The 13,851-nt window shown below is 32.5% G+C and carries 14 protein-coding genes; 5 read left to right on the top strand and 9 right to left on the bottom strand.

Annotation, left to right across the window (positions count from 1 at the left end; all coding sequences use genetic code 11):
• Position 1 precedes the first annotated feature (1 nt).
• Both MUN68_RS16280 and MUN68_RS16275 read right to left on the bottom strand, forming a co-directional pair.
• Complete coding sequence (locus MUN68_RS16280; RefSeq protein ID WP_249992961.1) at positions 2–511, bottom strand: acyl-CoA thioesterase; 510 nt, start codon at positions 509–511, stop codon at positions 2–4.
• Positions 512–704: 193 nt separating this feature from the next.
• Complete coding sequence (locus MUN68_RS16275; protein WP_249992963.1) at positions 705–1,646, bottom strand: HU domain-containing protein; 942 nt, start codon at positions 1,644–1,646, stop codon at positions 705–707.
• Positions 1,647–1,746: 100 nt separating this feature from the next.
• Here MUN68_RS16275 and dprA point away from each other — a divergent pair, with 100 nt between their 5' ends.
• Entirely contained in the window at positions 1,747–2,850 is a 1,104-nt protein-coding gene (gene dprA, locus MUN68_RS16270; protein ID WP_249992965.1) for a DNA-processing protein DprA, read from the top strand.
• Here dprA and MUN68_RS16265 read toward each other — a convergent pair.
• Complete coding sequence (locus tag MUN68_RS16265; RefSeq protein WP_249992967.1) at positions 2,833–3,012, bottom strand: hypothetical protein; 180 nt, start codon at positions 3,010–3,012, stop codon at positions 2,833–2,835. The two genes, dprA and MUN68_RS16265, sit on opposite strands and share 18 nt — an antisense overlap.
• A 1-nt stretch (position 3,013) precedes the next feature.
• On the bottom strand, positions 3,014–3,982 hold the full coding sequence (trpS, locus tag MUN68_RS16260; protein WP_249992970.1) for a tryptophan--tRNA ligase: 969 nt from the start codon (positions 3,980–3,982) through the stop codon (positions 3,014–3,016).
• Positions 3,983–4,295: 313 nt separating this feature from the next.
• On the opposite strand from trpS, the gene MUN68_RS16255 reads away from it, so the two are divergent.
• Positions 4,296–5,036 (top strand): lysophospholipid acyltransferase family protein, encoded by a 741-nt coding sequence (locus tag MUN68_RS16255; protein ID WP_249992972.1) that lies wholly within the window; start codon positions 4,296–4,298, stop codon positions 5,034–5,036.
• A gap of 75 nt (positions 5,037–5,111) precedes the next feature.
• Here the strand turns inward: MUN68_RS16255 and MUN68_RS16250 are convergent, their stop codons facing one another.
• From MUN68_RS16250 to recA, 4 genes are all read right to left on the bottom strand, one after another.
• On the bottom strand, positions 5,112–6,833 hold the full coding sequence (locus MUN68_RS16250) for a hypothetical protein (RefSeq protein ID WP_249992974.1): 1,722 nt from the start codon (positions 6,831–6,833) through the stop codon (positions 5,112–5,114).
• Positions 6,833–7,375: an RNA polymerase sigma factor gene (locus MUN68_RS16245; RefSeq protein ID WP_249992976.1), complete on the bottom strand. Its 543-nt coding sequence runs from the start codon at positions 7,373–7,375 to the stop codon at positions 6,833–6,835. The genes MUN68_RS16250 and MUN68_RS16245 overlap by 1 nt, the downstream gene beginning before the upstream one ends.
• Positions 7,376–7,408: 33 nt before the next feature.
• A complete protein-coding gene (locus MUN68_RS16240; RefSeq protein ID WP_249992979.1) occupies positions 7,409–7,822 on the bottom strand; it encodes a hypothetical protein in 414 nt (137 codons plus the stop codon).
• 116 nt (positions 7,823–7,938) lie between these two features.
• A complete protein-coding gene (gene recA / locus MUN68_RS16235) occupies positions 7,939–8,943 on the bottom strand; it encodes a recombinase RecA (RefSeq protein WP_249992982.1) in 1,005 nt (334 codons plus the stop codon).
• A gap of 451 nt (positions 8,944–9,394) precedes the next feature.
• Here recA and trhO point away from each other — a divergent pair, with 451 nt between their 5' ends.
• Positions 9,395–10,459 (top strand): oxygen-dependent tRNA uridine(34) hydroxylase TrhO, encoded by a 1,065-nt coding sequence (trhO, locus tag MUN68_RS16230; protein ID WP_249992985.1) that lies wholly within the window; start codon positions 9,395–9,397, stop codon positions 10,457–10,459.
• Positions 10,460–10,552: 93 nt separating this feature from the next.
• Here trhO and MUN68_RS16225 read toward each other — a convergent pair whose 3' ends face one another.
• Positions 10,553–11,956, bottom strand: coding sequence for a peptidoglycan DD-metalloendopeptidase family protein (locus MUN68_RS16225; protein ID WP_249992987.1), 1,404 nt, complete (start codon positions 11,954–11,956; stop codon positions 10,553–10,555).
• Between the two features lie 233 nt (positions 11,957–12,189).
• On the opposite strand from MUN68_RS16225, the gene MUN68_RS16220 reads away from it, so the two are divergent.
• Both MUN68_RS16220 and MUN68_RS16215 read left to right on the top strand, forming a co-directional pair.
• The gene (locus MUN68_RS16220) at positions 12,190–13,362 is read left to right on the top strand and encodes a PSP1 domain-containing protein (protein ID WP_249992990.1); all 1,173 of its coding nucleotides are present in this window, start codon (positions 12,190–12,192) and stop codon (positions 13,360–13,362) included.
• Entirely contained in the window at positions 13,349–13,849 is a 501-nt protein-coding gene (locus MUN68_RS16215; protein WP_249992992.1) for a gliding motility lipoprotein GldH, read from the top strand. The genes MUN68_RS16220 and MUN68_RS16215 overlap by 14 nt, the downstream gene beginning before the upstream one ends.
• Positions 13,850–13,851 lie beyond the last annotated feature (2 nt).

Here is a 13,851-nt window from a genome sequence, read left to right as displayed (position 1 = left end):
ATTACTCAAATAAAGCTTTTAGCTCAGTGGCATCACCAGGCTTCATTTTTCCAGCTAACACTAAGCTTAATTGTTTGCGACGTAAAGCGCCATCATAACGATCTTTCTCAAGTGAGGTTTCTGCAATAAGTTGAGGCACTTTTACTGGACGTCCAGTTTCATCAACAGCAACAAAAGTATAAATAGCTTCATTGGCTTTTATACTTTCTCCAGATTCTCTATCTTCAATCCAAACATCAAGATAGACTTCCATAGAGCTTGTAAATGCACGCGAGACTTTTGCCTCAACAGTTACTACACTTCCTAAAGGAATAGATCTGTTAAATGCTACATGATTTACTGAAGCCGTTACAACGATACGTCTACTATGTCGTCTTGCAGCTATACTGGCAGCACGATCCATTCGTGCCAAAAGTTCACCACCAAAGAGATTATTTATTGGATTGGTTTCACTAGGTAAAACCAAATCGGTCATTATGGTTTTAGTTTGAAATGCTGTTTTTGGTTCCATCAACTACTTAAGTTTATGCAAAGGTAAGATGAATTTAAATCTAAGCTAAATGATTTATGATTTTAGTTGTGCAAAAATAAAGTAGAATAATAGTTGTCATTTCGACAGAGTGTAGTATGAGTGACGATAAATCTAGATTTCTCACATTTCACTTCGACTGCACTCAGTGTGATGTTATAAATGATAGAAAGAATTAATCTAAAGCTTTAACCAGTAACCAAGCATCTCTATTGTGCTCACGTTTTATTTGGCGTAATGTTTTTAAAGCTTCAAGTCTATCAGAAAAACTCGCATACACAACTTCATGCAAGCCGTATTTATTAGCACCAATTTTTCTGGCTTTGTAACCTTTTGCTCTAAGCTGATCTACTTTTTTGTCAGAATTTGCTTCAACTCTAAAAGCACCAGCAACAATATGGTAATTTCCTGTTTGTTTTTTTTCTACAGAAAGTGTAGCAGCAGGTAATGGATTATTTATAATGAAAGTAGCTTCTTGAACTTTAACATCTAAGCGTTGATTTGCTTCTTCTTGAGCCAATTGATTATGGCTTTCAATTTGATTTCCATAATAATGAGAAGCCGTAAAACCTCCAACGGTTAATGCAATTAATGCAATAGCAGCATATTTTAAGTAAGGACGAGATTTGCGTTTTTCAGGTGTAATAATTAGTGGAATGACCTCTTCAATAGCTTCAACATCTTCTTTATACACTTCACGAGTAATATCCGAAGATGTAAATTGAGATAAACCAAAAGCATCTGTTAAGTAATTGATATGAAGTGAAGGTTCAAAATTAATTTTCCCTTCCTTATTCAATAATAACTCACCAATATTTTGAAATGCAATCGTTTCGCCTTCAACTAAATACGATTTTATTGATTTCACATGCTTCGTTACTTTTTCAACGGCAACCTCATAAGGAATCTTCTCAACATCTGCAATGTAATTGGCTAATAGACCATCATTGTTCTGTAATTGCTCGTTAAAAGACAAGGCTTTTTTGGGAGGATAAAACGCATGAGTGGATTCGTGAATCTTCGCCGACACACGATGTGTTAAAAATGCACCAAACTCTGGTACAGTAACACAATCGTATCTATATAATAAATCGCTGATGTAAGTCTCTAATTGCATAGAAACAAAGTTAAAATTTTTTGAACACGAATAAAACATCAGTAGAAGTATTTATTAACAAGGGAATTTTTACTACTTTCATAGAAAATAATCTACAACTATGAAAGATGAGCAATTAATTTATGCTTTAGCATTGCAGCATGTTCCAAAAATTGGAGATGTTACAGCTAAAAAGTTAATTAACTATTGTGGTTCTGCCGAAGCTGTGTTAAAGGAAAAACGACATCTCCTTCTTAAAATTGATGGTATTGGCACAACAACTATTAAGGGATTATTTAATTCTGAGCATATAAAAGCTGCTGAGCATGAACTACAGTTTATTAAAGAAAATAAGATCTCTTGTCTCTATTTTACGGAAGATGTGTATCCTGAAAAATTAAAACATTGCATAGATGCTCCAATACTACTATTTCAAACTGGAAACATTAACTTGAAGCAACAACGCATTATAAGTATTGTTGGCACTCGTAAAATTACGACCTATGGAATTGCATTCTGTAATAAATTGATTGAAGAATTAGCAGCTTTTAATCCCATTATCGTATCAGGTTTTGCTTATGGAACTGATATTACAGCACAAAGAGCAGCTGTAAAACACAAACTTCAAACCATTGGTTGTCTAGCACATGGATTGAATCAAATGTATCCAAAAACACACAAAAAATATAGCGCTGAAGTTGAAAAACATGGTGGATTTCTAACCGATTTTTGGAGTACAGATACCTTTGATAGAAATAATTTTTTAAAACGTAACCGAATAATTGCAGGAATGAGCGAAGCGACTATTGTCATTGAATCTGCCGAAAAAGGTGGAAGCCTAGTCACAGCAGATATTGCAAATTCTTATAATAGAGATGTATTTGCTGTTCCTGGTCGTGTGACTGACAGTCAGAGCCTTGGTTGTAATAATTTGATTAAATTTCAACAAGCACATGTATTATCAAATCCTTTAGATGTTCCTTATATATTGAATTGGGAATTAGACATACTAGAAAAACCAGTCATTCAAAAACAATTATTTGTTGAGCTTACTTCCGAAGAAAAAATCATTTATAACTATCTAGAAAACAATGATAAACAACTTTTAGATGTGATTGCTTTAGAATGCAATTTGCCAATTTATAAAGTGGCAAGTATATTATTAACAATGGAATTGAAAGGTGTCACGAGACCACTTCCAGGAAAATTATTTGAGCTTGTTTAATGTCTTGCGTTCCACAAAAAAATGAATTAAGGTTAACACGATAAGAACAGCAGGAATAAAAATAAGCCAATCAAATCCTTCAATTTTAGAATCAAACCTTGAAATAATTAATAATACCATTGAAGTAGTATTTAAAATGGTAAACCATATTAATTTTTTCATATTAATACCCTGTTTTTTTTCTTACACGTTTTAGTACATCATTAGCTACAGTTTTGGCTTTATCAGTCCCAACAGCTAATGCGTCGTCAATTTCAACAAGATTCGCCATGTAATGATCATAACGTTCACGTTGTATGGTAAATTTAGAAAGGACTAATTCATACAAAGCTTGTTTGGCATGACCATAACCATAACCACCATTTTCATAATTAGATGTCATCGTTTTAATCTCAGCTTCAGAAGCTAATAACTTATAAATGGCAAAACAATTACAGGTTTTCCAATTTTTTGGATCTTCTAAAGGTGTGCTATCTGTTTCGATAGACATGATTTGCTTGCGCAACTTCTTTTCTGGAAGGAAAATATTGATAAAGTTATTTCGACTTTTACTCATTTTCTCACCATCGGTTCCAGGGATAAGCATCGTATTTTCTTGAACTTTACCTTCAGGTAACACAAAAGTGTCTCCCATTTTAGCATGAAAACGAGTTGCAACATCACGTGTCATTTCAATATGTTGCAATTGATCTTTACCAACAGGAATAATTTCAGCATCATACAATAAAATATCTGCAGCCATAAGCATAGGATACATAAATAAGCCAGAATTTACATCATCCAAACGATCAGCCTTATCCTTAAAACCATGAGCTAACATTAATCGTTTATACGGAAAAAAGCAATCTAAATACCAAGCCAATTCAGTGACTTGAGGAATATCACTTTGTCTATAAAATACAGTTTTGTTAATGTCAAGTCCAAAGGCCAACCACGTGGCAGCAACCGAATACGTATTATGACGTAATTCTTCGGCATTTTTTATTTGTGTTAGCGTGTGCATATTAGCGATAAATAGATACGACTCATTTTCAGTGTCGTTAGCCATTTTAATTGCAGGTAAGATTGCGCCTAATATATTTCCTAAATGTGGTGTTCCTGTACTTTGTATTCCTGTAAGTATTCTTGCCATGTTAATTTCCCATGAAAATGGGAATCTTTTTTATTAAACTATTATTATTACCTGTTTTGCATTTTGATAAAATTCGTCAATTCGAGTGAATTTTACGATTGAAAATGAGTGAAATTTGTATCGAGAATAGAATTTTTGCTTTAAATTGGTTCTCGATACGATTTTTCGTGTCTCAAAATCACTCGAACTGACGCTTCGATATGTTTTAAATTTCCAAACCTCAACTTCCACTACGATTTCAATATATTATATCGTTAGCAAAGGTACTTTTTTTAGTAGAATTGTTGAATAAATTTGAGTAGTTTTGAGCCACATGAAGCTATTTAAGTACATCTTTTGGGTTTTATATCGCATCTGGTTCTACATTTTGGTAGCACTTCCTATAATTATTCTATTTCCAATATTGGTTATTTCTATTCTTAAGGAATCATGGTATCCTTTCTTTTTTAGAATTGCTCGTTTGTGGGCTCGTTTTATTTTAATAGGAATGGGATTTCGTGTTAAAATTGAAAGAGCACAAATTCCTGAAGCATCAAAAAGCTACATGTTTATTGCTAATCACACTTCTATGGCAGACATAATGCTTATGTTGGTAGCATCAAAAAACCCATTTGTTTTTGTCGGTAAAAAAGAGCTGGCTAAAATACCATTGTTTGGATTTTTCTATAAACGGACGAGCATTTTGGTAGATAGAAGTAATCCTAAAAGTAGACAAGCTGTTTTTTTAAGAGCCCAACGACGATTAAAGCAAGGCATGAGTATCTGTATTTTTCCTGAAGGAGGCGTTCCAGATGAAAGTATTGTTTTAGATGCATTTAAAGATGGTGCTTTCAGAATGGCTATAAATCATCATATTCCTATTGTTCCCATCACTTTTGGTGATAACAAAAAACGATTTTCATATACATTTTTCAGTGGAAGTCCAGGTTTAATGAGAGCTAAAGTTCATAAATTCATCACTACTGAAGGATTAGCCGTTGAAGATACTAGAAATCTAAATAAAGAATCACATTCTTTAATTTTAAACCAATTATTAGAATTTCATAAAAACTAAAAAGCCACTCTTGGCACAGAGTAGCTTTTTAAGCGCTATTGTAATCAACAATAACTATCTAACCAACTAAAAAACCTAAAATTTAAAACTGAGTCCAGTGTATAAACCGATAAAAAATGGTTTAAAATCACCAGATGTATTGTTAAATGTATTTATTTGATACTTAAATGTAGGGTCAAGATTGAATTGAAGCTGTTTTGAAAAATTATAATCTACACCAATTCCAAAATTAGCTGTATAACTTAAATCTTTAATGTTGGTAGCTTCGCCCAAACGTGTACGTTCACCATTATTTAAAACGGCATACACATCATTTTCACTTAAGAATAGCGCACTAAAACCACCAATAAGATTTAGACCTATTTTATTTTCAATAATATTATATTCGAGTTCAATTGGAACTTCAACAAAGCCAAGTTGTTGATCTAAAGCGCCACGTTCTTGAGTAAATAAAGTTGCAGGAGCATTATCAAATTTAAAATTTCTTGCACTGTAAATGGAATGTTTACTCATACTATCCACTAAGTTTACATTTGCAATTTGTCGTCTTCCATGAGCAACAGGATTTGTATTTTCAAAAATTAAAATTTCATTTGTTTTATACCCTAACTGCACCTTATTAATTCCTGCTCTAATTTTTAGTTTTTTGTTGACAGCATAACTTCCGTTAACACCATAACTCATATTAATTTCTTGTTCTTTAGTGTTTTCTATAAATTGACTGTCTAGAGGTGAGCCTTCACCCAATGAACTGAAATAAACAGGCGCAACGCTTGGAGAAACGCTCCACCTGTTTAGTTTCTCTTCCTCTTCTTCTTTTTCATCTGTATCTTCGGCTTCAGCAATAGCGTTTTCTATGGCATTCGCTTCTTTCTCTTTTTCTTCTTCCTTATTTTGAGTGTCTAATATTGACTTATTTTCAACTTCTGAATTTTCTTTTTCTAATGCATTTTTGTCTTTTGTATTTGCATCAGCAACAGACGTTTTGTTTTCAGTTTTAGTAGATTCCATTAGGGCATCAATTTCTGATTTATCCTTAAGTTTATTTTGATCTATCTGATTTGTTTTAGTTGATGTCTTAGTCGTACTTGCAACAGCATTTTTAGTACTGGTTTCTGTTGAGTTTGATTTAAGCATCTCATCAATTTCTGATTTCTCTTTAACCGAATTTTTGTTATTTTGATTGGTTTTAGTAGGTGCTTTTGTTGAGCTTACTATTGCATTCTTAGTTGATGGTTTCTGATTTGGACGTTTCTTTTCTTCAAGTAGTTTTTTGTAATCATTAGTAGTCGAAGGACTATTGTTTTGATTTTTGTCTTTGAGGTTTTTGTTATCAGAATTGTCTGAAACTATTACAGAGTGTACTTGATCATTTGATTTAATTACGTTGTTTTTATTTGTTGAAGACTCCTCTTCTTCAGCAGATGATTTAGAATTAGTATCAACAATTTGTTCTTCTGTATCGTTTTCTAAAATTATTTTTGATGCATCATGTTGTTCTAATACGTTTGTTTCATCTTGAGATTTGTCATTTTCTGAATTAGTGTCATCAACAATAATATCTTTTGAAACAGTATTGGTGTTAGTTGTATTAAAAACTTGATTGGCAACAGCAAATAAAAGAACTAAGCCAGCAGCAATTCCTGCAACTTTCCACCAAATAGGAATAATACGTCGTTTACGTTTATCCTCATGAAGTCTTTCTTCTATATTTTCCCAGACATGATCTTTAGGTGCAACATCAAAATCTTTGAATTGCTCCTTAAAGAGTTTATCTATATTCTTTTTTTCGTTCATTATAAACTTTGCGAATTACTATTCGCCTTGTATTGTTCTACTTTATTTTTCAAAATCAATCGAGCTCTTGCAAGATTTGATTTTGATGTACCTATTGAAATGTCAAGCATTTTACCGATTTCTTTATGAGAGAAATCATCTAGAGCATACAGGTTAAACACTAATCTGTAACGATCAGGTAGCTCTTGAATGATTTGCAATAAAAAATCTAAACTAATAGTGTCATCATCAATTTCAACAGAGACATCTTCAATTTGATCTTCATTAATTATGTTAAAAACACCAGTACTTCTATAGCGTTGTAAGGCTGTATTAATTGTTATTCTTTTCAACCATCCTTCAAAAGAGCCTTTGCTTTTAAACTGATCTATTTTTTTAAAAATGGTAATATATGCATCCTGCAAATTATCTTCAGCTTCAGCATAGTTACGTGAATACTTCAAGCAAATCGAAAACAGTTTACTCGCAAAGAGCTTATATATTTGACTTTGAGCCTGAGCATCATTTTTTTTACATTGTGCTATGAGTTGTTCTAAACTCAAACGTATTTGTTTTATTAATTAATATGAATTTAATTAGTCTACTACAGGAATTTCTATAACATAGTAGGTGTCATTTCCATTATCGTCTTCACCTTGCCAAAATCTAAATACATATGGATTAAGGTCATTTACATTGAAATTTAAAGTTACTTCTACTTCCTCTTCAATGTTTTCACAATTTTGATCTGGAAAAACGGTTGTGATAATTGCAATTGTTCTTTGGTTAAGCTCACTTAAATAATAAAAATCATTAAATACGTGGCAACCAGAAGGTTTTATGTAAGTCATTTTTATTTCATAAGTGACACCCAACTGAAACTCTGTTGGCATAATAACACTTTCAATCGGTAAAGTTTCATAGTAAAAATTTGATGAATTATCATCATCATTAGGACTACAAGACAATACTGTACAGATTAAAAAACTTAATAAAAGCAATTTCTTCATATAATTAATATTTAGGCAATACATACCTTAATTGCTATATAGATACAATAATTACTAAAAGGTTGCGTCTAAAAATAAAAAAATCCCTATTAAGGGATTTTTTAAGTCAATTTATTTTAATTGTCACCTTTAATGAGCGCTCTTACTTTGTCTTCAAGCTCATCCATTAATTCAGGATTGTCTTTTATTAACGATTTAACTGCGTCTCTACCTTGTCCTAATTTTGTTTCACCATAACTAAACCAAGAGCCACTCTTTTTGACGATTTCATGTTCAACTGCTAAATCTAATATTTCTCCAACTTTCGAAATTCCTTCACCATACATGATATCGAATTCACACATTTTAAAGGGTGGAGCGACTTTGTTTTTTACAACTTTAACCCTTGTTTTATTTCCAGCAACATTACCATCAGTCTCTTTAATTTGTGTCGATCTTCTAATATCTAATCTTACAGAGGCGTAAAATTTTAAAGCGTTTCCTCCTGTTGTAGTTTCTGGATTCCCAAACATAACACCAATTTTTTCTCTTAACTGGTTAATAAAAATTACAGTACAGTTGGTTTTACTAATTGAACCTGTTAATTTTCTTAAAGCTTGAGACATTAAACGTGCATGAAGACCCATTTTAGAATCTCCCATTTCACCTTCAATCTCACTTTTAGGAGTAAGAGCTGCTACAGAATCTATCACAACAATATCAATAGCTCCTGAGCGAATTAAATTATCTGTAATTTCAAGAGCTTGCTCACCATTATCTGGTTGAGAAATAATAAGATTACCTATGTCTACTCCTAGATTTTCGGCATATGTTCTATCAAAAGCATGCTCTGCATCAATAAAAGCTGCTATACCACCAGCTTTTTGAGCTTCAGCAATTGCGTGGAGTGTTAATGTTGTTTTACCAGAAGATTCTGGCCCGTAAATTTCAACGACTCTACCACGAGGATATCCTCCAACTCCTAATGCAATATCTAATCCTAAAGAACCAGATGAGATGGCATCTACATCTACGACTGCTTGGTCGCTCATTTTCATCACTGTGCCTTTTCCGTAAGCTTTGTCAAGCTTATCTAACGTTAGTTTTAAGGCTTTTAATTTTGCGTCTTTTTCACTACTCATTTCAATCTGTTTTTTATTTGATAGGTCTGCTAAATTACAATAACTTTTAATTTTTTTCAATCTTCTGACGCAACCTTTTTCAACATTTTGCATCTACCAATTGAGATTGGGAAATCTTGTTATGAAAAAGGTCAGTTATATGACGTATCCACTTAAATTTAATTCTTGTAATTGGAATGAAATTTTTTAGAAAAATTATTTTTAATAATGCATTAGGTGTTTCAGCAGCTGTACATATAAACAGCAACTGTAAAGCCGATGGAGGTTAACTCGGAATATATTTTTAAGATCAAATTAAAAATATTAATAACGAGTTAGTCCTCAAAAAAGCCCTTTAGATCGTCTAAAAGGCTTTTTTTGTTGTAACGATTCGATGTTCTATTAAAAATTATACCTTTGTAACTCAATACCAGAAATGGTTATAATCTTTAATCTTAAAAATTAGTATAGCATGCAACTGTACAATAACTTAAGTGCTAAAGAAAGAGCAGAACTTATAGAGAAAGCGGGAAAAGAACGCTTAACTATCTCTTTCTACAAGTACGCCAAAATTGGCAATACAGAAATTTTTAGAAACCATATGTTTTTAGCTTGGAACGATTTTGACGTTTTAGGCAGAATTTATATTGCAAAAGAAGGCATTAATGCTCAGCTTTCTGTACCTGCAGAAAATTTTCAACCTTTTAAAAATCATTTAGACACGATTTCTTTTTTAGAAAACGTAAGATTAAACATTGCTGTAGAGCATGATAATTTTGCTTTCTTAAAGTTGAAAGTTAAAGTGCGTCATAAAATAGTTGCTGACGGTTTAAATGATGATACCTTCGATGTTACAAATAAAGGCGTTCATGTAAATGCTTCAAAATTTAATGACTTAATTGAAGATCCAAATACAGTTTTGGTCGATATGCGTAATCACTATGAAAGCGAAATAGGGCATTTTAAAAACGCAGTTACGCCAGATGTAGATACGTTTAGAGAATCTTTAGACCTTATTGAAGAAGATCTTAGAGAACATAAAGAAGGCAAAAACCTAGTGATGTATTGTACTGGTGGAATTCGATGTGAAAAAGCGAGCGCATATTACAAACACAAAGGATTTAAAAATGTATTTCAGTTAGAAGGAGGAATTATTAACTATGTACGACAAGTAGAAGCTAATGATTTAGAAAATAAATTCTTAGGTAAGAACTTTGTATTTGATGAACGTCGATCTGAACGCATCTCAGATGATGTTATTGCAAACTGCCATCAATGTGGTAAGCCTGCAGATTTGCATACTAATTGCGCAAATGAAGCATGTCATTTATTATTTATTCAGTGTGATGATTGTAAAGAACACATGGAAAATTGTTGTTCTTCAAACTGTATGGAAATCAATAGACTGCCTTTTGAGGAGCAAAAAGCATTGCGAAAAGGCCAAGGAAATAGTAATGATATCTTCAAGAAGGGAAGAGCAGATCATTTGCCTTATAAAAAGGATTTGAGAAATATTTTTGAAACGATGAAGTCTTAAAAATACATAAATGTCAGTTTGAGCGCAGTCGAAATGCTATTTAAGATCAAAGACTTAAGGTTTTCGACTGCGTTCAAACTGACATCTAAAGTATTATTCCTTTATTAATTTGATTGTTTTCTTTTCGTTTACATCACTTTCTAGCATTAAAAAGTACATTCCGTTTGAAAGTGAAGAAAGGTCAATTGTTGTAATGCCTTCCGAAGACCCTTTGAGAGATAAAACAGTTTTACCCAAAACATCTACAAGATTAGCATTTGCTATTTTGGTTGGTGATAAAATATGAATCACATCATTAAATGGATTTGGATACACAGACGTTTGATTAAAATCATTTTCATCAATACTTAAAGGATCATTGACATTAAAAGTATGTGTGACAGTTTCTCCTGCGTAAGTAGCTTCCCATTTCCATTCTCCAGCAACATCTGGAAAAAGATTCCATCTCCACCAAGAGGTATAATAATTAGCGGTTAAATCATGAATCCAATCAAATAAAACGGTGTCATCGGGTTTAATAACTCGTAAATTAACACTAGAACCTGCAGTTTGATCTTTTAGATATATTGCTAGGAATACCTCATCATTAACATCAAACTGATTGCTTTCATTAGTTATTTCAGCAGTTGGACACTCGGGAAAAATAGGATCTGCTGTATGAGTTAAAACGGCATTAATACCAGGATCATTATAAGGCCTTTGTGATTGCCACCAAGAATCAACACTCGTTGGGTTACAAACTCCAACATATGGGTCAATTATTTCAGTAAATGTTGCATCTGATAGAACTTCAAAATGTAAATGTGGAAAATCAGAAATACCAGAACTTCCCACAATTCCTAGAAATTCGCCAGCAGAAACCATGTCGCCAACCTCTTTTGAAGTTAGAGACCCATTTTTCATGTGTCCATAAGCAGCTACACTTCCGTCGCCATGCTGCACTATTATTAAGTTCCAGTCTCCCATTGGAGCACTAGCGTCACAACTACGATCAAATTCACCATCATGTTTTACAATTATTTGACCTGGAGCAGCTGCTATAACCTCTACACCATCGTCGTCCATCATTTTCCACATAAATGGCCATGTAACGATATCTGTACCTTCATGATTATATCCAGCAGTTGTGTCATAGGTTCTGGCTCCACAAGTATAATCCTCAATTTGGTTTGGGAACCCTGTATCATGATCTACATAATTAAAAACGCTATAAACTTCATTGTAGCTTACATCGTTAGCTTTTTGTATTGGCCAGATAAAAAGCGGATGATTACCTCTTCGCTGTTCTGAAAATGTCAATTGATTTTTTCTTTGTAAATTTTCAATGTTTGTTTGAACATTTTTAATCATTTCACTTCGTTGTGCTGGAGTTATGCATGGTTTTTTAGCAGAATTAAATACAAATTCCCCTCCACCAACTTGAGAGTTTGGAGATTGAGAATAGCTTATAACTGCAAAAAGAATTGCAAATAAGGAAAGTGTAATTTTTGACTTCATAATCAATGGTTTTAAGTTTATATAATAACATCGAAAAAAAATGGAATTGTGAGCATAAGTTAATATTTTTATTTTAATTAATTGAGAAACAGCATATTGAATAACTTTTAAAAACGAAAAGCACTTGTATTTATTCATCTATTTTACTCAATAAATAATCTTATCTTTACATTTCAAAAGAACTATGAATCGCCTTCTGAAAGAAACCCTTTCAGAATCTATATATTAAATTTATGAGTTGTAAAAGTTGCTCAACTGGAAAAGATGGACAACCAAAAGGATGTAAAAACAATGGAACTTGTGGCACAGATAGCTGCAATAAATTAACTGTTTTTGATTGGTTAGCAAATATGTCGTTACCTCAAGGTGAAGAGCCTTTTATAGGTGTTGAAGTACGTTTTAAAAATGGAAGAAAACTATATTTTAAAAACACCGAAAATCTTTCTTTAAGTATTGGTGATATTGTTGCCACGCAGACACAATCTGGACATGATATTGGGATGGTAACTCTTACAGGGGAATTAGTAAGAGTACAAATGAAACGTAAAAAAATAGATATTAATGATGAAGATAACGTCATGAAAATCTATAGAAAAGCATCTCAAAAAGATATTGATATATGGTCAGCTGCAAGAGACAAAGAGGAGCCTATGAAGGTGAAAGCGCGTCAATTTGCTATTGATTTGAAACTAAAAATGAAAATCTCCGATATTGAGTATCAGGGAGATGCAAGCAAAGCTACATTTTATTATACTGCTGAAGAACGTGTAGATTTTAGAGAGCTCATAAAGTTATTTGCTCGAGAGTTTAGAACTCGTATTGAGATGAAACAAGTTGGTTTTCGTCAAGAAGCAGCTCGTCTTGGTGGAATAGGTTCTTGCGGAAGAGAATTATGTTGCTCCACTTGGTTAACTGATTTTAGATCTGTAAGCACATCAGCAGCTAGATATCAGCAATTGTCTTTAAACCCATTAAAACTTGCAGGCCAATGTGGCAAACTTAAATGTTGTTTAAATTATGAGCTTGACGCTTATTTAGATGCTTTAAAAGCATTTCCAAAAAATGACACGAAATTATATACCGAAAAAGGAACAGCTGTATGTCAGAAAACAGATATTTTTAAAGGACATCTTTGGTATGCCTATGAAGGTGAATGGATGAATTGGCATGTGCTTACCACGGATCAAGTCAGAGAAATTATTATTAAAAACAAAGCGAAAGAAAAAGTAGCTAGCTTAGAAGAATATGCTGCAGATCTAATTGAAGATACTAAAACAGAGTTTGAAAACGTTGTTGGTCAAGATAGTTTAACACGTTTCGATAGTCCAAAACGTAAAAACAAACGTAGAAATAATAAAGGGAAACAAAGACGTCGTCAAAAGCCACAGAATAATGCCAAAAAGTAAATATTGCATTGTTTTTTTAGTATTCTTAATTGCAGTCTCATGCGATTCTAATCGGGTTTATGATGAGTATAAGTCTATACCAGATCAATGGAATAAAGATTCAGCTGTTTCATTTATGGTGACACCACCAGATACAATTAACAACTATAATTTGTTTGTGAATTTGAGAAATACAAACGATTATAAATTTAGTAATTTATATTTGGTTGTAGAATTAAATTATCCAAATGGTAAAATTGTAAAAGATACTTTAGAATATAGAATGACTGCGCCAGATGGAGCTTTTTTAGGTACAGGCTTTACAGATATAAAAGAAAACAAACTTTGGTATAAAGGTTACGACGAACCTTTTGTTTTTAATGAATCTGGAGATTACAAGGTTAAAATACAGCATGCTATGCGTAAAAATGGAGAAGTATATGGTGTATTAAACCTTGAAGGAATTACAGATGTTGGTTTTAGAATAGAGCGAGATAAAACAAATTGATT

Source organism: Psychroserpens ponticola (assembly GCF_023556315.2).
GTDB lineage: Bacteria > Bacteroidota > Bacteroidia > Flavobacteriales > Flavobacteriaceae > Psychroserpens > Psychroserpens ponticola.
This window is presented reverse-complemented; position numbering and strand designations above follow the sequence as displayed.

Excerpts from the sequence above, each read along its gene's own strand:
- MUN68_RS16280 (WP_249992961.1), bottom strand. The coding sequence starts at position 511 with ATGGAACCAAAAACAGCATTTCAAACTAAAACCATAATGACCGATTTG.
- MUN68_RS16275 (WP_249992963.1), bottom strand. The coding sequence starts at position 1,646 with ATGCAATTAGAGACTTACATCAGCGATTTATTATATAGATACGATTGT.
- dprA (WP_249992965.1), top strand. The coding sequence starts at position 1,747 with ATGAAAGATGAGCAATTAATTTATGCTTTAGCATTGCAGCATGTTCCA.
- MUN68_RS16265 (WP_249992967.1), bottom strand. The coding sequence starts at position 3,012 with ATGAAAAAATTAATATGGTTTACCATTTTAAATACTACTTCAATGGTA.
- trpS (WP_249992970.1), bottom strand. The coding sequence starts at position 3,982 with ATGGCAAGAATACTTACAGGAATACAAAGTACAGGAACACCACATTTA.
- MUN68_RS16255 (WP_249992972.1), top strand. The coding sequence starts at position 4,296 with ATGAAGCTATTTAAGTACATCTTTTGGGTTTTATATCGCATCTGGTTC.
- MUN68_RS16250 (WP_249992974.1), bottom strand. The coding sequence starts at position 6,833 with ATGAACGAAAAAAAGAATATAGATAAACTCTTTAAGGAGCAATTCAAA.
- MUN68_RS16240 (WP_249992979.1), bottom strand. The coding sequence starts at position 7,822 with ATGAAGAAATTGCTTTTATTAAGTTTTTTAATCTGTACAGTATTGTCT.
- recA (WP_249992982.1), bottom strand. The coding sequence starts at position 8,943 with ATGAGTAGTGAAAAAGACGCAAAATTAAAAGCCTTAAAACTAACGTTA.
- trhO (WP_249992985.1), top strand. The coding sequence starts at position 9,395 with ATGCAACTGTACAATAACTTAAGTGCTAAAGAAAGAGCAGAACTTATA.
- MUN68_RS16225 (WP_249992987.1), bottom strand. The coding sequence starts at position 11,956 with ATGAAGTCAAAAATTACACTTTCCTTATTTGCAATTCTTTTTGCAGTT.
- MUN68_RS16220 (WP_249992990.1), top strand. The coding sequence starts at position 12,190 with ATGAGTTGTAAAAGTTGCTCAACTGGAAAAGATGGACAACCAAAAGGA.
- MUN68_RS16215 (WP_249992992.1), top strand. The coding sequence starts at position 13,349 with ATGCCAAAAAGTAAATATTGCATTGTTTTTTTAGTATTCTTAATTGCA.